This is a genomic window from Acinetobacter sp. 243_ASPC, assembly GCF_001054715.1.
Classification (GTDB): domain Bacteria; phylum Pseudomonadota; class Gammaproteobacteria; order Pseudomonadales; family Moraxellaceae; genus Acinetobacter; species Acinetobacter soli.
The window spans coordinates 1-18085 of sequence record NZ_JVOR01000105.1 but is presented as its reverse complement, the minus strand read 5'-3'; the positions used below and the strand labels follow the sequence as shown (position 1 = coordinate 18085).

Sequence of the window (18085 nt, the reverse complement as noted above, 5' to 3'; positions counted from 1 at the left end):
TGAGTTTTTATTGTGTCTACTCCCCAACGTCAAGCACTTATCGTTGAAGGCGGCGGTATGCGCGGTGCCTTTACCGCAGGTGTACTCGATGCCTTTTTAGAAAAACAGTTTAATCCCTTTGATCTGTATGTCGGTGTGTCATCAGGCTCGACCAATCTGGCCAACTATTTGGCTGGTCAACACGGTCGCACGCTTCAGTTTTATATCGATCATTCTTTGCGTCCAGAATTTATCAGCTATAAACGCTTTTTAAAGGGCGGCGATTTAATCGATCTTGAATGGATGTGGCAGGTGGGTGAAGCAGAACGCCCACTCGATCAGCAGGCACTCTTTGCCCAAAATCCCGACTTTTATATGGTGCTGACGCATGCACGAAGTGGTCGTGCCGAATATCTACGTGCAGGAAAGGACAATCTGCTCAGCGCCCTTCGTGCTTCAAGTACCATTCCTGTGCTCACCCGACAGCCTGTCGACATTATGGGTGAACCGTATTTTGATGGCGGTGTGGCCGATGCCCTACCAGTTCAATGGGCCGCGCAACAACACAATGTCAATGCACTCATGGTGATTCGTACACGGCCGCAACATTATGCCAAAACCAGCAGTAAGGGCGATCAGTTCTTGGCCAAGTATATGCTCAAACACCACCATGGTTTTGCCTCAAGTCTCCAAGCGCGTTGTTTACGCTATAACGACTCAGTGAGCTTTTTACGTCAGCCAAATGAGCAGCGTATTTTGGAGGTGTGTGTTCCCAACAAAAAAGGCTTGGCCAGTCGACTGTGTAAAGATCGTAAAAAACTCGAATATACTTATCGGGTGGGTCAAGAAACTGGCTACGCCGCCATGGAAGCATGGCAATCGCTTAAATAAAGGGTTGGCTTAACTCGGTTGAGATCAGATCAATTCGTTCTGATCTTTCCAAAGTACTAACCGACTAACCGATTGGACAATAGATCATGGATACTTAATTCCTGATTTCCCCAAGGAACCACCACACCCAAGCGCTACTTAATGTCTATGTAATTAAAGATAAAAACATCTCAATATGTTCGATTCCGCAATCGTCATAAGTTTCACCGCGTTGAACGAAGCCCAAACGTGTGTAAAAACCTGTTGCATAGACCTGCGCAGAAAGTTTTAAATCAGGCAAGTTATGCTGCCTTGCATAATCAATCGTGGCCTGCATAAGCTGGTGTCCAATCTTCATACCGCGATACGTTTTTAAAACCGCCACGCGCCCAATACTACGATCTGGAAGCAAGCGCGCTGTGGCAATTGGCTGACCATCGTGATACATCACAAAATGCTGCGAAACCTGATCTTGATCATCCCATTCCTCTTGTTCAGGAATGTGTTGCTCCTCAATAAATACCAGTGTCCGAATATATTTGGCATCCTGTTTGAGGCTGCGCCAATCTCCGATTTGAAGATCAAGTTGCAAGTTTGATGTAACGTTTTCAGTCATTTAACATTTACATCCTACATTTTCAATCGCGATCTGATCGTTTAATAGCAACTCTAAGGTTTGTTTCTCTATACCATACATCTGTTTTAATGCCTGAATCTGTTCCAAGATGTGTGCATCTGGCTGCTCATTCTGTTCACGCTTGGTGGCCAAAATCATTTTGTTTTTACTGGTATGCTCAAGTGAAACAAATTCAAAGACCTTAACGTCATAGCCATGCGCCTTGAGCAACAAGGCACGTAAGGTATCGGTGAGCATTTCGGCCTGCTGACCCGCATGGATACCAAATTGTAGCATCGGCTTAAGCACTTTCGGGCTTTGTAATTGCGGCCGGATTTCCTTATGACAGCAAGGTGCGCACATGATCATCGAGGCATTGAGCCGAATACCGGTATGAATGGCAAAATCTGTGGCAATATCACAGGCATGCAGCGCGATCATGACATCTAAGCGTTCAGGTTGATAGGTTCGTACATCACCTTCAAAAAAATCAAGATGATCAAATCCTGATTTTAGTGCAAGCTGTTCACAAAACTCGACCAAAGCCGAACGTAACTCAACGCCTGTAATCTGTGGCTGAGTCTGGGTTTGCTGTTGCAAATAATCATATAAAGCAAACGTTAGATAGCCCTTGCCTGAACCAAAATCGACAATCTTGATGGTGTTGTCTTTCAGCGAAATTTGCTCATAGGCATGAGAAAAAATTTCAATAAATTTATTAATCTGTTTCCATTTTCTGGCCATCGCCGGAATGATTTTGCCATGACTGTCACTAATACCGAGCCCCTGTAAAAACGGCGCACTGGCATCGATATAACGCTGTTTTTCTCGATTATGCTGTAGTGTCGTGGCAGGTTGAGTACGGTTTGGCTGACGCTGTTGTACGGTGAGCATGGCTTTCTTTTTATTTTTTTTCAGTTGTGCATCTAAGCGCGAGCTAAACAGATTCGCCTGCTTACACGCTGCCAAATAAGATTCGATACAATCAAGTGCTTCATCTAGCGGGTAGTTTTTGGTCACATCTTTGGTGGTGTAATGGTAAAGCACATTGAGTTTAACTTGTTGTTGCAATTCCACAACACGACACGTAATTTTTTCCAGCTCAGGCTCATCACCTTTGTACTGACTCAAGATCAAACGATCAAATTCTTGATTTTCAATCGATTCTTGAATGAGTTCAAGGAACTGTTGTTGCGATGATATTTCGGAAGCCTGAACGGACATAATCAAAAACCTTGTATGTTAAGCAACATAGTTTAAATCGACTTACTTTAAAAACAAAATTGAATTACTATACAAGTGTATTTTTAATAGAAAGAATAATGAATGGCTCAATCTCCTGTGCAAGATTACGATCCGCTTGAAGAACAGCTCAATGCATGGAGTCATGCACTCGGTGCAGGCCTCGCGGTGATCGGAGCAGTTTTTTTACTCATCAAAGGTAGCAGCTTACCCTTAGCGCAATGGATCGGGCTGCTGGTCTATGCCTTAAGCTTGGTGTTGCTGTTTAGTAGCTCCACGCTGTATCACTTTGCTAAAACCCAAGAAAAACGTCACTGGTACAAAAAGCTCGATCATACAGCCATTTATTATCTGATCGCGGGCACCTACACGCCCTTTTTGAGTATTGCGATTCCAACAGCCAAAGCCACCTATCTTCTAATTGCACTTTGGATCATTGCCTTGATCGGTACTTTGTTTAAGCTGGTGTTTATTCATCGTTTTCAAAAGATCTCGCTGGCAGCCTATTTGGTGATGGGCTGGCTGGCTGTACTGGTCGTCGATGATATGCGCAAGTTTCTTGGTTCAGATGCCTTGAATTTACTGATTTTTGGTGGCGCGGCTTATACGATTGGAGCATTGTTTTATGCCTTAAAAAAGGTAAGATATACCCATGCCATCTGGCATCTTTTTGTACTGTTAGGTGCAGGATCACACTTCTTTGCGATCTACTGGTACGTGATTTAGCCGATAAAGCCTGAAATTTCAGTGACCCTGATTTCTTGCGTTATCAGCAGCAAACTGTCGCTACTTTTTTAAGAAATTATCGCTTTTTTAAAAAATTACGCTTCCAAAAAAACGAATTTATTTTAAGAAGTGTAAGGTTATTTATGTCGTCAACCACTACTACAGCAAATCCTGAAATTGCCACAAATTCTAAAACTCGCGTTTTATTCGCCAGTCTTGTGGGCACCACCATCGAATTTTTTGATTTTTATATCTACGCTACGGCCGCGGTCATCATTTTTCCGCATTTGTTCTTTCCAGCAAGTAGTGGCAGTGCAGCCATCGTGCAATCGCTGGCCACCTTTGCAATTGCCTTTATTGCCCGCCCAATCGGTGCGGCTTTGTTCGGTCATTTGGGCGACCGAATTGGACGTAAGGCAACGCTCGTAGCTGCTCTCTTAACGATGGGGATTTCTACGGTCTGTATCGGCCTGCTGCCAACCTATGCCCAAATTGGGATTGTGGCACCGTTGTTGCTGGCACTGTGTCGTTTAGGCCAAGGGCTGGGTTTAGGTGGTGAGTGGAGTGGCGCAGTCTTACTGGCAACCGAAAATGCACCAGAAGGCAAACGGGCATGGTATGGCATGTTCCCGCAGCTTGGCGCACCAATCGGCTTTATTTTGGCCACGGGCTCATTTTTGGCCTTGGGCGCCTTTATGTCGGACGCTGCCTTTATGCAGTGGGGCTGGCGTATTCCCTTTATTGCCAGTGCAGTCTTGGTGCTTGTGGGTTTGTATATTCGTTTGAAACTACACGAAACACCCGCATTCCAAAAAGTGCTCGACAAGCAAAAAGAAGTCAACATTCCTTTTAAAGAAGTGATTACCAAACATTTCTCTAAGCTGGTTTTAGGTACTATTGCAGCCATTTGTACCTTTGTGGTGTTTTACTTAACCACCGTATTTGCTTTGAATTGGGGCACCAATAAACTTGGCTATGCACGAGGCGAATTTTTAGAGCTTCAACTGATTGCAACACTTTGCTTTGCTGCGTTTATTCCAATTTCTGCTGTTATGGCCGAAAAATTTGGCCGTAAAAAAACATCGGTTGGCATTTGTTTGGCAGCAGCAGTGTTTGGTCTATTGTTTGCGCCGTTGCTTGAATCGGGCAGTACTTTTTTTGTGTTCCTGTTTTTGTGCATAGGTCTTTCAATTATGGGGCTGACCTACGGGCCGATTGGTACAGTATTGTCAGAATTATTCCCAACATCCGTTCGTTATACCGGTTCTGCCCTCACCTTTAACCTTGCAGGTATTTTTGGTGCATCGTTTGCACCACTCATTGCAACAAAACTTGCAGAAGGTTATGGCTTACAGGCAGTTGGTTGGTATATGTCTGCCGCATCTTTGCTGTCTCTGCTTGCCTTTTTACTGATTCGTGAAACCAAAGACCAAGATGTCAATAATCAGATTTAAGTGTTTATCGTTCTAAGAAACCAGCTTAGGCTGGTTTTTTTTATACCGCTACAAAAAGCCACTGTTTTCCCAAATGATTCTTTTAAACAATAAGATCAACGCATCAATAATGATCAGAATAATATGCAGATCCTCACTCCAAAACAACGCCAAGATGTTTCAAAGTTGATCCAGCACGGCCAGAAAGTTGCTGCCGTGAAATACATAGTGGATCACACACACTGCTCCTTGCAGCAAGCAAAAATGCTGGCAGATCAAATCGAACAGCAGCCTGAAATTTTATCCTCTTCGCCCTCAACAACATCCATTATCGCCTTGGACTCTAGGCTCAATGAAACCCAGTTAGATGAACTGATCGGACTCATTGAAAACGGCGACAAGATCAAAGCCATCAAATATCTGGTTGATCACGGTGGTTACTCCTTGCAAGATGCCAAACAAGCAATGGATCTGATCGAACAAGATCCAGATCATACAGATACGTGGCTAGAGTCAGATTTTCCACCATCATCTTCACCGTTAAGCTATGAAAGAATACAGGTCGACTATGCTAAACGCACCATGCATGTTATTGATTCAAATGGTCAAAAACAGCGGATTGATGAACAGCACCCTCATTGGAATCAAATCATGCAGCAATTTTATAGGCGCACCTACCCGAGTTTAGATGCATGTTTTATTGATTTGATCAAACGTCGAAATGAGGTGGAAGGTTCATCTTCTTTGTTAGAAAGCAACAATACCAGTCGTCATCCCAATACATTCGCATCTCGGCCTGTCATGCCCAATCAGATGCATGGCATTGAAGATCAGACCAAGAAAAAAGACATGTCTAAGCTTGTTTTGCTGTTTTGCATTGGACTGATTATTATCGCCATTCTATTCTGGATCACTTAATTGAGGAGTGTTTAGTCATTAAATTAACTCAATCATATCGATGGTTGGAGGTACCCGAAAACGAAACGGAATCCCCACCATCCCGGTGCCAACTGTCACAAAAACATCGGCATGTTCGTGTGTATATAGGCCCTTTTTGTGGCCTAAAATCGAAACTTTTTTCATAATGTAGCTGGTAACCCAAGGCAATTCAATTTGACCACCGTGGGTATGCCCAGAAAGCATTAAAGGACGTGTAGGCAAGGCTGGCACCATATCGACGGTATCCGGATTATGCGAAAGAATTAACCACGGTTTATCCTGTGGCAAATCTGGCATGGCACGCATATCGGTTTTGCCGGCCCATAAATCACCGATGCCAATCAAACGAAACTCGTCAAAATCGATAATTTTTCCTTCAATATCTATCACATTATTACTTTCAAGCGCATTTTTCAGCAATTGCTGAATCGGAGGACCAGGATACTGTTCATCATGATTGCCCGGTACCGAATAAACGGGTGCCTGAATTTCACTGAGTATTTTCAGCTCCTCTACCAATGTGTTTTCAGGTTCGTAAGTCCAGTCGCCAGCGACCACCACTAAGTCTGGCTGTAACTGATTGAGCTTTTTCACCAGTGTACGCAACTGACGCTCATGCCCAGAAAATAGTCCAATATGCAAATCGGCAATCAGTGCCACCTTAACCGGTGTATGAAAAGGTTGCTCGGGATTAAGACGATATTGATGGTGATGTACATGAATAAAATGCGGCTCGATAAAACGGGCGTAAATCAACACAAGGCTCAAGACACATATAAAAATTGCCTGCTGAGAACTGTAGTATCCGGTCCATCCCGCGTAAGCACTAAACAGCGCCAAGGGATATAAGAGATAAGACAGATAAAACACCAATAAATGAACGAATGCTTTAAAGGGATGAATAGTCTCGGTACGTGATTGACTCAACCAAGCCTGTGCAATAGCCCAAACTGCTAACAGCACAAAACATATATAGAAGTAAAAAATGATTGAACTAGAATTCGACATACCTGCTCTCAAAGGAAATAAGATCGTGCTCAGACATCTTTATTTCATTTATTTATCTTTAGATATGGAATAATTATACTCTAGCCCAGATTTTTGTTTGTACGTATTATGGCGAAATCATCTAAAACTCCTGTACAAGGTTTCAAATCCATGACACACGGTTACGCAATACCGCGTGCTATGGTTGCCTGCGCCTTCATTGGTGTGCTTGGAGTGAGTGGATGTAGCACACTGCCCAAACCAGGCCCAGAAGTGGCTCAGTATGCCAATCAAGTAGATACGTCAGACACCACACTCTCAAAAATTATTACGCCGCTTAAGCAGCAGAATCCAGATCTGACAGGCTATCATGTACTGTACGAGCCCTTAGAGGCATTGGCTGCGCGCTTGAGACTCATTGACAAGGCTGAAAAGTCTCTCGATCTACAATACTATATTTGGGATAACGATAAAATTGGTGCATTGGCGTTACATGCTTTAATTCGTGCTGCCGATCGTGGCGTCAAAGTACGCTTACTCATTGATGATAACAATGCTAAAAAAATGGAAGGCGTATTACTGGCGCTGTCGCAGCACCAAAATATCAACGTAAAACTGTTTAATCCCTACCGCTTTCGTCAATACCGCGCCATGGATATGGTGCTAGATTTAAAGCGTATCAATCGACGCATGCATAACAAGAGCTTTATCGCCGATAATCAGGTGGCACTGATTGGCGGGCGCAACATGACCAATCAATATTATAACGTGAGCGACAATTACCAGTTTTCTGATGTCGACGTATTGCTCGTAGGCGCTGCCGTGGATGATATTGTCTCGTCGTTTGACGAATACTGGAACGATAAATACGCCTACTCGGTACAAAATATTGTCAACTCAGATCAGCACCGTTTACGCTATCCTGATTTAAAGCAGCAACTCGATCAGTACTTTAGCAAGGTCAGTGTACAAAACTATCTGGATCTCACCACTCGTTCACATGCTTTTGACCAGTGGCTCAACAACAATATTCAGTTAGACTGGGTCAAAGCGACTGTTGTGAAAGACTCTCCAGATAAAATTCGGGCCAAGGCCAAGAAAGAACAGCATCTGAACTTTCAACTGATCAAGAATATTGAAAAGCCGCAAGAAAATTTAGATTTGATTTCGGCATACTTTGTACCTGAAAAAGAAGGCGCCAAGCGTTTGACTAACCTGGCCAATGAAGGCATCAAAATTCGAGTACTGACCAATTCATTTAAAGCCAATGATGTGCCGGTAGTGCATGCTTTTTATGCCAAATACCGTCAGCAGCTATTAGAAAACGGCGTGCAATTATACGAGTTTTTGCCATCACTTGAAAAAGAAGACATGGACAAATACACCGATGAATTGGTGAAGAAGGCCAAAGTCAGCATGAAAGGTTTGAGCCGCTCAAGCCTGCACGCCAAATTGATGGAAGTCGATCAAAAACAGGTGTTTATTGGCTCATTTAATTTCGACCCACGCTCATCGTACTTAAACACTGAAATTGGTGTTGTACTTAATAGCCCGCCACTGGCACAAGCAGTACATCAAACCATGGATCAGCAACTGACCAAATATGCCTATAAATTGGTGCTCGATGCCAACCATAAAATCAATTGGTATCGCCAAACTCCGACGGGTACCAAGGTATATACCAAGGAACCTCGTATGAAATGGTGGCAAAAGGCGGGGGTTAAGCTGGTCTCTTGGTTACCGATCGAAGGCTTTATGTAGTCAGCGGCGTCTGCTTCAATGTTAGCCGATGTAATTCTTCAAGGCCTTCGTGCATTTTGTGCTGAACTTCATCGGTCAGGCTTTTAAGTGTATGCCCTTCTACCGAAATGGCAGGCAATGCCATCAAATGTGCTACGACTTTTGGCATTTCCAATACACGTTTCACATGTTCAACAAAAGACATATCACCAATAAATGGTGCCACCGTATCGAGCTCGCCGTGCTGATTAACATAGCAAATCAGACAAATCTGTACTGGCTTTTGTGCTTCAAGTGCAGCACCTAATATACGGCCATGCACGCGTTTAATGGTTTTACCATCGGTGGTGGTTGCCTCGGGAAAAAACAGCACCGGAATATCTTTTTTCAAAAATGCGCTAATTTGCTCGCGAATTCGAATCGAATCTCCCGAACCACGTTTGATAAACAAAGTGCCACCGCCTTTGGCGAGTTGACCGAGTATCGGCCACTTTTCCACTTCTGCTTTAGACAGAAAAAAGACGCGCGCACCAGAACCCAAGACTGCAATATCTAACCACGAGATATGATTACTGACCCATAAAGCCGGCTCACGCGGGATTTCACCATGCACGCGCACATCGAGATTAAAGACCTTACATAAGCGCCGACAAAAATATTGCACATAACGTGTGTTGGCGGGATCATTTGGATGCTTGTACAAACCATGGCGATATACCAGATAAAATCCTTCTCCAACAACGCCCAAACCCAGCGCAAATTTTTTGCTATATAACGCTAGGCGAGTCAGTGGGTTTAATGATGATTGTGTGTCAGCAGTGTGTTCTGTCATAAAGATCATGATGCATTCAGGTTGGGTACATTCTATACCGATCTGGTAAATTTTGTATTGATGATAAAAACCGAACGTCAGCATAAATAAATTCAATTTCAATTCTTTTTAGCAATTAACTATTATATTTTTATCGATAATTAAGATTACAAGGAGAGCAATATGAATACTCTTCAACAGCAACAGCATCACCACAACACTCATGCTGGCCCAATCTTACAGATGATCGCTGGATGGACCATTTTATATGCGGGTGCGATTATTTTAGCGGTAAAAGCATTTCATAGCCTGATTTAAATGCTCTGGTTAAAAGGCCTAAATGCAATTTCATTCGCCACATCTCAAGGATTATTCTAGAATAGTCTTTTTCCATTTATATGAGTTAAAGCGCCTGTGGAATCTGTGGAGCTGCATCAAAAAGAACGCGTCATCTTGGTCAGTGTGAGCGTCAATATCCTCGACGATCTCGATGCCGATGAGTTTGCGTTACTCGCATCGTCTGCAGGTGCAGAACAACTAGATCATGTTTTTGCGCAGCGCGTCAAACCCGATCCGAAGCTGTTTATTGGCTCCGGAAAAGCCGAAGAGATTGCCGAGCGAGTACACGAGCTAGAGGCCAATCTGGTGATTTTTGATCACGCGCTCACGCCTGCGCAAGAACGAAATTTAGAAAAAATCATGAAATGCCGAGTGATCGATCGCACGGGGCTGATTCTAGATATTTTTGCACAGCGTGCACGTACGCATGAAGGTAAGCTGCAAGTTGAATTGGCTCAGCTTAAACATCTCTCGACCCGTTTAGTACGTGGCTGGTCTGCTGGTTTTGAACAACAAAAAGGTGGTATCGGCTTACGTGGTCCCGGCGAAACGCAGCTCGAAACAGACCGTCGCCTGATCCGTATTCGAATTACCCAACTCAAAGACAAACTGGAAAAAGTACAGCAAACCCGGTTGCAAGGCCGTGCCGCGCGTCAAAAAGCAGCCATTCCGACGGTCTCTTTGGTGGGCTACACCAATGCGGGCAAATCTACTCTGTTTAATCATTTGGCCAGTAGCGACGTATATGCAGCCGATCAATTATTTGCCACGCTCGATCCGACGCTCCGACGGTTAGATTGGGATGGAATCGGTACCGTGGTGTTGGCAGATACCGTTGGCTTTGTGCGGAATTTGCAGCACGATCTGATTGAATCTTTTAAAGCCACACTTGAAGAAACTTTAGAGGCAACGCTATTGCTGCATGTGATCGATAGTAGCAGCCCTGACATGCTCGAACAAATTGAGGCCGTTGAAGGTGTACTCAAAGAAATAGGTGCACAGGCTCCTGTGTTACGTGTTTATAATAAAATTGATGTCAGCGGTGAGGAACCTAAACTGATTTATGCGCGTCCGCATGAGCCAGAGCGGGTTTACGTCTCTGCGCATTCTGGTCAAGGCATCGATTTACTACACAATGCAGTCAAAGAATGCCTGATGGGTCAACATCAGATGTTTGAGCTTACACTCAAACCCACGCATGGCAAGTTACGAACGCAACTGTACAATCTGAATGTGATTCGATCGGAAGCCTTCGATGACGAAGGACATTTACATTTGCAGGTCATGATTGCTCCGCAAAAACTCGAACAGTTGATTCGCCAAGCGCATATTTCACTAGACGATGTGCTGGGTGAACAGGCAACGCGCTTCAAACGACCACTCGAAGAGTTTGAAATCAAACGCTAGATCGGTTAAAACTTGGGTTATTAAGACAAAAAAGAACAGTGACATGGATTGGGTAAAACAGATTGACTGGCTGGCATGGTTCGGCACGCTCGGCTTAATTATCTTGTTTCGAGAAGGCTCGGTATGGGGAATGGGACATTTCGGTCATCCCGAGCTGGGCAATTTAGTGGGATTAATCGGGCTACTTGCTGTTTTACTGATCTGGCGTAAATTCAAAAAAGTACCTCCGCGGCTGGTCGATACCAACAATAAAATTATGAAAGAAAGCGGATTCGCTTTTTTACCCATCTGTGCCGGCTCTCTCATGATGCTGGTCCACATGGGCAGTGAAATTCCGTTATTTTTAGCTGTGTTAGTCGTCAGTACATTATTACCGCTCTGGGTTTATGCCAAAATGGCTAAACATTGGCTGTAAGGAGATCGTCAATACATGTTCACCATTCTTTACGGCTTTATCATTACCCTGATTGCCTATGTATGTGCCAAGCCCTTAAATAAGCGCGTACCTCAAATTCCGGTCTTGGTATTTGGAATGTTTATTGTGGTTGCATTATTGGCATTGGTTGGACTGCCCTATGAGCAATATATGAACAGCGTAAACGGGCTATTTAGTCATTTGCTTGGCTATGTCACCGTTGCATTGGCCATCCCGTTGGCGGCCATGCGCTACGATGATCTGCCACTCAAATCACTGATCGGTATTTTATGCTTTGCCAGCTTTAGTGCTGTGGCCCTGCCTGTGAGTCTGGCTTATTTACTACATATGTCGCATCCGACGATTTTGGCCTTTATGACCCGTGCCGTAACGACACCGATTGCACTGAACATTGCGACGCTTCTACATGCACCACTGACACTGGTTACCTTAATTGTGATTTTATCGGGGGTGATTGGAGCTGCTTTCTCGCCATGGATTTTAAAACATATTCATGATGAACGTGCTTCTGGGCTGGCACTTGGTCTTGCAGCACATGCCATTGGCACCGCTCAAGCATGGCAGCGAGGCCCTGTTGCTGGGCGCTATGCCGCTTTTGGCATGGCACTCAATGGCGTATTTACTGCCCTTTGGCTACCAACCTTGGTCCTCTCGCTACAGTCTTAAATACATTCATCTTAACTATATTAATGACCGCAGTGATTGTCACTGCGGTTCAATACTTGATTACCAATCTTCTGCAAGCGGGTTTTGAACACTAAAAGCCCGTTGATCTTCCAATCGGTATGCGATGAGTCGACGCCCCCATACACAGCCACCATCTACGTTTTGAATACGTTCGTTAATGGTCATGCCTTGCAAGGCCGCCCAATGACCAAAAAAGATCTGGTGTGTATGTGCCGCTGGACAGTCAAAATCAAACCACGGCAAAAAGCCTTTGGGCATAGGTTCTGTCAGTTCATCTTTAAAACTAAATTCCAGACGCCCATGCACATCGGTCAAACGCATACGGGTTAAGTAGTTGGTAATCGCACGCAGTCTGTCCATACCTGTCAATTGATCTGACCATAATGTAGGCGCTTCACCATACATTTCAGATAAAAAGGCATCGAGTTGGGTCAGATCATTATGTCCGATATAGGTTTCCACTTCACATGCAAGGTCAAATGCCTGTTCAGCCGTCCAGATACACGGAATTCCAGCATGGGTAATCACTGTCTGCCGATCGGGAAACAGACACAGTGGCTGGCGACGCAACCAATCTATGAGCTCATCGCCATCAATCGCATCAAGCACTTGCTGGGTATTGTCTCTGGCTTTTACTTTTTTGTGTCCACGAGCGCAGGCAATCAAGGTTAAATCATGATTTCCCAAAACCGTTTCGGCACATCCACGCTCGGCCAGTTTCTTAACAAAACGCAGTACACCGACTGAGTTTTCCCCACGCGCTACCAAGTCGCCTGCAAACCAAAGTTTATCTAAATCTGGGTCAAATTGAATTTCTTTGAGCAATGCTTTGAGCGCTTCAAAGCATCCCTGAACATCACCAATCACATAGTTATAGCGCGTGGTCATACTTACGGCACCATTTGATCAGACAATGCCACAAATTGTGCCAGCGTTAAAGTTTCTGGGCGTGCCATCGGATCGATACCCGCCTTATCAAAAGCGTCGTCTGCAAGCATACCCTTCAGGCTATTTCGCAAGGTTTTACGACGTTGCGTAAATACATGAGAAACCAAACGAGACAATGCTTTTTCATCTTTGGCCACAATCGGTTTTTCTTTATACGGCACTAAACGAAATACCGCACTGGTGACTTTTGGAGGTGGGTTAAATGCGCCAGCAGGCACTTCAAATAAAAACGTAGGCTGACAGAAATACTGAATCATGACCGATAAACGACCATATTCTTTGGTATTAGGCTCAGCAGTGATACGATCAACGACTTCTTTTTGTAGCATAAAATGCATATCTTTGACTTTGTCGCCAAATTCCAACAGATGAAACAACAAAGGCGTCGAGATGTTATACGGCAAGTTACCCACCACACGAAGTGGACGTTCTTGCGTCGCTAACTGACTAAAATCATATTTGAGTGCGTCGGCTTCAACGATCGTTAAGCGTTCTGGATGTGGAACACGTTCAGGCAAGCCCGCCGCCAAGTCGCGGTCGAGTTCGACCACTGTGAGGGCGTCACACTCACCGATCAAAGGTGAAGTCAGTGCTGCCAGACCAGGCCCAATCTCGACAACATTATCACCTGGGCGCGGATTGACTGAACGGACGATTTTTGCAATAACCCGTTGGTCGTGTAAGAAGTTCTGACCAAAACGTTTCCGAGCTTTATGCCCTTCTTCTTTGGGGTTTAGGGCATTAATTTGATACATAAAGACTTCCAACGTAATTCGATTATTGACGTGCCAGCGCCAAAGCCAGCTCAACCGCCACATGTAAACTTGTACTTTTTGCCAATCCGGTTCCGGCCAGAGACAGCGCGGTTCCATGATCAACCGATGTGCGAATAAAAGGCAAACCGAGTGTAATGTTCACTGCTTCACCAAAGCCTTGTGATTTTAACACAGGCAATCCCTGATCGTGATACATCGCCAGCACGGCATCTGCATCTTTTAAATGTTCGGGTGTAAATAAAGTATCGGCAGGCAGACTCAAACTTAAATCGATCCCTCGATCTCGGTAGGCTTGTAAAACCGGATTGATAATTTCAATCTCTTCACGGCCTAAATAACCATCTTCACCCGCATGAGGGTTCAAACCACAGACTAAAATTCGTGGTGTGGCAATTTTAAATTTACGACGAAGATCGTGTAGCAAGATATCAATCACCTGAATCAAGCGCGTTTGAGTAATGGCATCGGGAACATCTCGTAAAGCCAGATGTGTAGTCGCCAGCGCAACACGCAAACTATGCGTTGCCAGCATCATGACCACGCGTGGAACCCCTGCCATTTCTTGATAAAACTCAGTATGACCACTAAATGCAATACCGGCATCGTTAATGACCGATTTTTGTACGGGAGCTGTTGCAACGCCGACACTCTTTTGCTCGATTGCGTAACGGGCTGAGCGCGTCAATTGTTCAATCACATACGCTGCATTAGCAGAGTCAAGCTGTCCGGCTTGAACAGGTTTAAATAACGGAACATGTTCCACATAAAGCTGTCCAGACATCGCAGCATCAGGCTGACCTGTATAATCTAGTAACTCAACCTCATATCCGAGCTGTGTTGCGCGAGATTGTAATAGCGATCGATCTGCCAAGACCACAACAGGTCGTTCAAACCGATGGCGACTCAAACTCAAGCAAATATCTGGGCCAATGCCTGCCGGCTCTCCTGAGGTTACATATAAGGGCATCATGGTATTTATCCTCCGCTAAGCTCTGAGTATACCTATGGATGCCTCAGACAACACAGCCATTTGAGTGGATTTGTATTAAATATCAATGCATGGCTGTGTAATTAAAAAAATGAAAGCGAAAGATTACATCTACATCACTTTTCTTAAACTGCCATTTGATCAATTTTGTATGCAAACAGTCTGAAATTCTCGGTTTTGGCGAACTTTTTGATTGTGATTCCACCCAAATTCATATAGAATTTGCACTCCTTTTGTTTGGACAGATTCCATAGTCCAAACCAACTATAATAGGTAGTGGTTTAATGAAAACTCTCAGCGCTAAGCCAGCTGAAGTTCAACACGACTGGTATGTTGTTGATGCTTCTGGCAAAACTTTAGGTCGCCTTGCGACTGAAATCGCTCGTCGTTTACGCGGTAAGCATAAAACTTCTTATACTCCTCACGTTGACACTGGCGATTACATCGTTGTGATTAATGCTGAACAAGTTCAAGTGACTGGTAAAAAATCACTTGATAAGAAATACTATCGCCATACTGGTTTCCCTGGTGGTATCCGTGAGACTAACTTCGAAAAGTTAATCGCTCACAAGCCTGAAGCTGTTCTTGAAAAAGCAGTTAAAGGCATGTTGCCAAAAGGTCCTCTTGGTTATGCAATGATCAAAAAAATGAAAGTGTACGCTGGTACTGAGCATCCGCATGCTGCTCAACAGCCACAAGTTTTGGACATCTAAGGGATACAGCACATGGCTACTAATTATGGTACAGGTCGCCGTAAGACCGCAACTGCACGTGTTTTCTTGTCAGCTGGTACAGGCAAACTCGTTATTAACAACCGTACTTTAGAGCAATATTTCGGTCGTGAAACTGCTCGTATGGTTGTTCGTCAACCTTTAGAACTTTTAGAAGTTACTGAAAAGTTTGACCTTTACATCACTGTTAAAGGTGGTGGTATTGGTGGTCAAGCTGGCGCGATCCGTCACGGTATTACTCGTGCGCTTATCGCTGCTGACGAAACTTTAAAACCTGTTCTACGTCAAGCTGGTTTCGTTACTCGTGATGCTCGTGAAGTTGAACGTAAGAAACTTGGTTTACGTAAAGCTCGTAAACGTCCTCAATTCTCTAAACGTTAATTCGTTTACGAATTGGACAAAAAACCTCGGATTTCCGAGGTTTTTTTATGATTATTTGCAGCATCTATCATTAGAGTTTGGGTTAAAATAATGAAGGCTTTATGCTATAAAATAAATAACTAATACGCGTGCCATTATCTTTTTAGACCCAAGTTTAGTATCCTACAACCTTTAGAATTTTTAGTATCTTAAGCTATGCCAGTTGAAAATCCATCTGTCCAAGGAATCACATTGTACAGTCATGCAGATGATTTCAGGTCACACTGGATCCGCTTCTTATTGGCCGAGAAACAAATCAAATATCATCCGGTTTTCGTTGATTATGAAGATGAAGATCTGGCCAGTCTAAACCCTTACAATCAACTGCCAATGCTGCTAGAAAATAACTTAAAGTTGTTTTCAGCTTCGATTATTGCAGAATACATCGACGATCGATATCGTCAAAACAAGCTCTATGCCGATTCTCCAGCAGCACGGGCAGAACAAAGACAATATATCTGGCGTTTTGAAAATGACTGGTTTAAGCTCGCAGACATCATGCTACGCCATTCAGATACATTGCAGCCTGAACAACAGCAGAAGGCACAAAAAGAATTACGCAATACGCTGCTATCGCTAGTGCCACTCTTTCAACATTTCCCCTACTTTATGTCTGAAACATTTAGCATTCTTGATTGCATGCTTGCGCCAATGTTTATACGCTTATCTCTCATGGGGGTAGAGCTGCCTAAAACCAGCAGTCGCCCGATTACGTTGTATTGTAATCGTGTTTTTAGTCGTCCTGCTTTTGTTAAATCGATGACTGCGCAGGAAAAAAGTCGTTATAGTAATTTAATTAACCTATAGATGAGTACACAATGTCTGAAACTGAAATACCGTTAAGTCCAACTCGCCCATATATGGCTCGTGCAATTTATGAATGGATCTGCGATAACCAGCTGACACCCTATCTCTTGGTCGATACGACACAGCCTTACACCTCTGTTCCAGAACAATTCATTCAAGATGGACAAATCGTATTAAATATTGCACCACATGCCGTGCATCAGTTTCAGATGACCAATGATGCCATCACCTTTTCGGCACGTTTTGGTGGCGTTTCACGTGACATTTATGTACCGATCTACGCGGTCGTTGGCATATATGCACGTGAAAATGGACAAGGACTTTTCTTTGATCCTAGTGAATATTCAAATATCCAGATGCCAGAAAATGCTCTAGAATCGGAAGAGCAAGAAAAAACTGAACCAGAAACAAGCAAGAAGAAACCAAATTTAAGACTTTTAGATTAGATCATCACGGAGTGTAAGATGGCGTTTGATTTAGTGCATTATTTTGCTGAACAAAGTTTGCTTCAATCCCCAAATTTACTTAATGGCAGTACAGTTCAAACGCGTCAACAACAAATTTTTGAATTGAACGCATTGGTACTGGGTAAGCTAATTCAATTGTGGCGCAAGGATAGTGACAAGCTCTATACTGAAATACAGGATCAAAACCCGCTTTATATTCAAGAGATTGCAAGGCATCTTACAACATCTCCTAAAAACCAATCGACATTGTCTAAACAACAGCTTGAGAGTAGTCTCAGCGAAATTCTAGCATTACAGCTTTCAGAGCTTAAACAGTTAGAGCAAACGGGTCATTTAGGTAAAATAGGCTTAAATGAGCTGATGATCGGACAAATTGACCATCTTTCTGGGCAAGCCGATGATTGGGTTTGGTCAACAAACCAACTAACAGAATTGATAGGCTCTAAACCTAGTATTGAAGAAGATGTATCATTAGACGAAACAATGAAGGAATTCAATCAAATGGTTCATACTGCTCACCACGACACGGACAAACATGATGTAAACGAAGTCGTGCATGATGTTGTGCCAACGTGGTCAAAAATCGTAGCACCACTTGTTGCTTTAGCTGTTTTAATCTTTCTTTATGTGCAATATGGACATTTGGTGGGTTAAATTTGCTTTTAAAATTTAAGCATTAAAAAAAGGGCATCTGCCCTTTTTTTATGTCTTATTGAATGCGGGATTGATTGATGTC

General features: G+C 43.7%; 21 protein-coding genes. 14 read left to right on the top strand and 7 right to left on the bottom strand.

What is annotated here, in order from left to right; genetic code table 11:
• Nucleotides 1-12 precede the first annotated feature (12 nt).
• On the top strand, nt 13-870 hold the full coding sequence (locus ADA42_RS14175; protein WP_048765841.1) for a patatin-like phospholipase family protein: 858 nt from the start codon (nt 13-15) through the stop codon (nt 868-870).
• A gap of 145 nt (nt 871-1015) precedes the next feature.
• Here ADA42_RS14175 and ADA42_RS14170 read toward each other — a convergent pair whose 3' ends face one another.
• Both ADA42_RS14170 and ADA42_RS14165 read right to left on the bottom strand, forming a co-directional pair.
• Nucleotides 1016-1465 carry a GNAT family N-acetyltransferase gene (locus ADA42_RS14170; RefSeq protein WP_048765839.1) on the bottom strand — a complete coding sequence of 150 codons (450 nt, stop codon included), beginning with the start codon at nt 1463-1465 and terminating at the stop codon, nt 1016-1018.
• Nucleotides 1466-2689, bottom strand: a complete 1224-nt coding sequence (locus ADA42_RS14165; protein ID WP_048765838.1) for a class I SAM-dependent methyltransferase — start codon at nt 2687-2689, stop codon at nt 1466-1468.
• Nucleotides 2690-2791: 102 nt separating this feature from the next.
• On the opposite strand from ADA42_RS14165, the gene trhA reads away from it, so the two are divergent.
• From trhA to ADA42_RS14150, 3 genes are all read left to right on the top strand, one after another.
• On the top strand, nt 2792-3433 hold the full coding sequence (trhA, locus tag ADA42_RS14160) for a PAQR family membrane homeostasis protein TrhA (protein ID WP_004941239.1): 642 nt from the start codon (nt 2792-2794) through the stop codon (nt 3431-3433).
• A gap of 143 nt (nt 3434-3576) precedes the next feature.
• Nucleotides 3577-4887 (top strand): MFS transporter, encoded by a 1311-nt coding sequence (locus tag ADA42_RS14155; RefSeq protein ID WP_004941241.1) that lies wholly within the window; start codon nt 3577-3579, stop codon nt 4885-4887.
• Between the two features lie 123 nt (nt 4888-5010).
• Complete coding sequence (locus tag ADA42_RS14150) at nt 5011-5784, top strand: hypothetical protein (protein ID WP_048765836.1); 774 nt, start codon at nt 5011-5013, stop codon at nt 5782-5784.
• 18 nt (nt 5785-5802) lie between these two features.
• Here the strand turns inward: ADA42_RS14150 and ADA42_RS14145 are convergent, their stop codons facing one another.
• Entirely contained in the window at nt 5803-6813 is a 1011-nt protein-coding gene (locus tag ADA42_RS14145) for a metallophosphoesterase (RefSeq protein ID WP_025094412.1), read from the bottom strand.
• Between the two features lie 180 nt (nt 6814-6993).
• Between ADA42_RS14145 and ADA42_RS14140 the strand changes: the two genes are divergently transcribed.
• Nucleotides 6994-8553 carry a phospholipase D family protein gene (locus ADA42_RS14140; protein WP_373431920.1) on the top strand — a complete coding sequence of 520 codons (1560 nt, stop codon included), beginning with the start codon at nt 6994-6996 and terminating at the stop codon, nt 8551-8553.
• On the opposite strand, the gene ADA42_RS14135 is transcribed toward ADA42_RS14140, so the two are convergent.
• Entirely contained in the window at nt 8546-9364 is an 819-nt protein-coding gene (locus ADA42_RS14135) for a lysophospholipid acyltransferase family protein (RefSeq protein WP_025094414.1), read from the bottom strand. The two genes, ADA42_RS14140 and ADA42_RS14135, sit on opposite strands and share 8 nt — an antisense overlap.
• Before the next feature lie 162 nt (nt 9365-9526).
• On the opposite strand from ADA42_RS14135, the gene ADA42_RS18890 reads away from it, so the two are divergent.
• The 4 genes from ADA42_RS18890 to ADA42_RS14120 all read left to right on the top strand — a co-directional run bounded on the left by ADA42_RS18890 (nt 9527) and on the right by ADA42_RS14120 (nt 12191).
• Nucleotides 9527-9661 carry a hypothetical protein gene (locus ADA42_RS18890; protein ID WP_004941256.1) on the top strand — a complete coding sequence of 45 codons (135 nt, stop codon included), beginning with the start codon at nt 9527-9529 and terminating at the stop codon, nt 9659-9661.
• A 96-nt stretch (nt 9662-9757) separates the two neighbouring features.
• A complete protein-coding gene (hflX, locus tag ADA42_RS14130) occupies nt 9758-11089 on the top strand; it encodes a ribosome rescue GTPase HflX (protein ID WP_004943478.1) in 1332 nt (443 codons plus the stop codon).
• A 43-nt stretch (nt 11090-11132) separates the two neighbouring features.
• Entirely contained in the window at nt 11133-11504 is a 372-nt protein-coding gene (locus ADA42_RS14125) for a hypothetical protein (protein ID WP_004941262.1), read from the top strand.
• Between the two features lie 15 nt (nt 11505-11519).
• Nucleotides 11520-12191 (top strand): LrgB family protein, encoded by a 672-nt coding sequence (locus ADA42_RS14120; protein WP_004941264.1) that lies wholly within the window; start codon nt 11520-11522, stop codon nt 12189-12191.
• 60 nt (nt 12192-12251) lie between these two features.
• Here ADA42_RS14120 and ADA42_RS14115 read toward each other — a convergent pair whose 3' ends face one another.
• From ADA42_RS14115 to pdxA, 3 genes are read right to left on the bottom strand one after another with little or no spacing between them, the layout of a single operon-like run.
• Nucleotides 12252-13100, bottom strand: coding sequence for a symmetrical bis(5'-nucleosyl)-tetraphosphatase (locus ADA42_RS14115; protein WP_048765833.1), 849 nt, complete (start codon nt 13098-13100; stop codon nt 12252-12254).
• 2 nt (nt 13101-13102) lie between these two features.
• Nucleotides 13103-13915, bottom strand: a complete 813-nt coding sequence (gene rsmA / locus ADA42_RS14110; protein ID WP_004941269.1) for a 16S rRNA (adenine(1518)-N(6)/adenine(1519)-N(6))-dimethyltransferase RsmA — start codon at nt 13913-13915, stop codon at nt 13103-13105.
• A gap of 22 nt (nt 13916-13937) precedes the next feature.
• Nucleotides 13938-14906, bottom strand: a complete 969-nt coding sequence (pdxA, locus tag ADA42_RS14105) for a 4-hydroxythreonine-4-phosphate dehydrogenase PdxA (RefSeq protein WP_025094418.1) — start codon at nt 14904-14906, stop codon at nt 13938-13940.
• A gap of 302 nt (nt 14907-15208) precedes the next feature.
• Between pdxA and rplM the strand changes: the two genes are divergently transcribed.
• From rplM to ADA42_RS14080, 5 genes are all read left to right on the top strand, one after another.
• Complete coding sequence (rplM, locus tag ADA42_RS14100) at nt 15209-15637, top strand: 50S ribosomal protein L13 (RefSeq protein WP_002117832.1); 429 nt, start codon at nt 15209-15211, stop codon at nt 15635-15637.
• Nucleotides 15638-15649: 12 nt separating this feature from the next.
• Nucleotides 15650-16036 (top strand): 30S ribosomal protein S9, encoded by a 387-nt coding sequence (rpsI, locus tag ADA42_RS14095; protein ID WP_002048725.1) that lies wholly within the window; start codon nt 15650-15652, stop codon nt 16034-16036.
• Between the two features lie 195 nt (nt 16037-16231).
• Entirely contained in the window at nt 16232-16882 is a 651-nt protein-coding gene (locus ADA42_RS14090) for a glutathione S-transferase N-terminal domain-containing protein (RefSeq protein ID WP_004941276.1), read from the top strand.
• Nucleotides 16883-16893: 11 nt separating this feature from the next.
• Nucleotides 16894-17328 carry a ClpXP protease specificity-enhancing factor gene (locus tag ADA42_RS14085; protein WP_048765828.1) on the top strand — a complete coding sequence of 145 codons (435 nt, stop codon included), beginning with the start codon at nt 16894-16896 and terminating at the stop codon, nt 17326-17328.
• Nucleotides 17329-17346: 18 nt separating this feature from the next.
• Nucleotides 17347-18003 (top strand): hypothetical protein, encoded by a 657-nt coding sequence (locus ADA42_RS14080; protein ID WP_048765826.1) that lies wholly within the window; start codon nt 17347-17349, stop codon nt 18001-18003.
• Nucleotides 18004-18085 lie beyond the last annotated feature (82 nt).

Excerpts from the sequence above, each read along its gene's own strand:
- rsmA (WP_004941269.1), bottom strand. The coding sequence starts at position 13,915 with ATGTATCAAATTAATGCCCTAAACCCCAAAGAAGAAGGGCATAAAGCT.
- rpsI (WP_002048725.1), top strand. The coding sequence starts at position 15,650 with ATGGCTACTAATTATGGTACAGGTCGCCGTAAGACCGCAACTGCACGT.
- pdxA (WP_025094418.1), bottom strand. The coding sequence starts at position 14,906 with ATGATGCCCTTATATGTAACCTCAGGAGAGCCGGCAGGCATTGGCCCA.
- rplM (WP_002117832.1), top strand. The coding sequence starts at position 15,209 with ATGAAAACTCTCAGCGCTAAGCCAGCTGAAGTTCAACACGACTGGTAT.
- ADA42_RS14125 (WP_004941262.1), top strand. The coding sequence starts at position 11,133 with ATGGATTGGGTAAAACAGATTGACTGGCTGGCATGGTTCGGCACGCTC.
- ADA42_RS14080 (WP_048765826.1), top strand. The coding sequence starts at position 17,347 with ATGGCGTTTGATTTAGTGCATTATTTTGCTGAACAAAGTTTGCTTCAA.
- ADA42_RS14170 (WP_048765839.1), bottom strand. The coding sequence starts at position 1,465 with ATGACTGAAAACGTTACATCAAACTTGCAACTTGATCTTCAAATCGGA.
- ADA42_RS14120 (WP_004941264.1), top strand. The coding sequence starts at position 11,520 with ATGTTCACCATTCTTTACGGCTTTATCATTACCCTGATTGCCTATGTA.
- ADA42_RS18890 (WP_004941256.1), top strand. The coding sequence starts at position 9,527 with ATGAATACTCTTCAACAGCAACAGCATCACCACAACACTCATGCTGGC.
- ADA42_RS14115 (WP_048765833.1), bottom strand. The coding sequence starts at position 13,100 with ATGACCACGCGCTATAACTATGTGATTGGTGATGTTCAGGGATGCTTT.
- ADA42_RS14085 (WP_048765828.1), top strand. The coding sequence starts at position 16,894 with ATGTCTGAAACTGAAATACCGTTAAGTCCAACTCGCCCATATATGGCT.
- ADA42_RS14140 (WP_373431920.1), top strand. The coding sequence starts at position 6,994 with ATGGTTGCCTGCGCCTTCATTGGTGTGCTTGGAGTGAGTGGATGTAGC.
- trhA (WP_004941239.1), top strand. The coding sequence starts at position 2,792 with ATGGCTCAATCTCCTGTGCAAGATTACGATCCGCTTGAAGAACAGCTC.
- ADA42_RS14145 (WP_025094412.1), bottom strand. The coding sequence starts at position 6,813 with ATGTCGAATTCTAGTTCAATCATTTTTTACTTCTATATATGTTTTGTG.
- ADA42_RS14090 (WP_004941276.1), top strand. The coding sequence starts at position 16,232 with ATGCCAGTTGAAAATCCATCTGTCCAAGGAATCACATTGTACAGTCAT.
- ADA42_RS14155 (WP_004941241.1), top strand. The coding sequence starts at position 3,577 with ATGTCGTCAACCACTACTACAGCAAATCCTGAAATTGCCACAAATTCT.
- ADA42_RS14165 (WP_048765838.1), bottom strand. The coding sequence starts at position 2,689 with ATGTCCGTTCAGGCTTCCGAAATATCATCGCAACAACAGTTCCTTGAA.
- ADA42_RS14150 (WP_048765836.1), top strand. The coding sequence starts at position 5,011 with ATGCAGATCCTCACTCCAAAACAACGCCAAGATGTTTCAAAGTTGATC.
- ADA42_RS14135 (WP_025094414.1), bottom strand. The coding sequence starts at position 9,364 with ATGACAGAACACACTGCTGACACACAATCATCATTAAACCCACTGACT.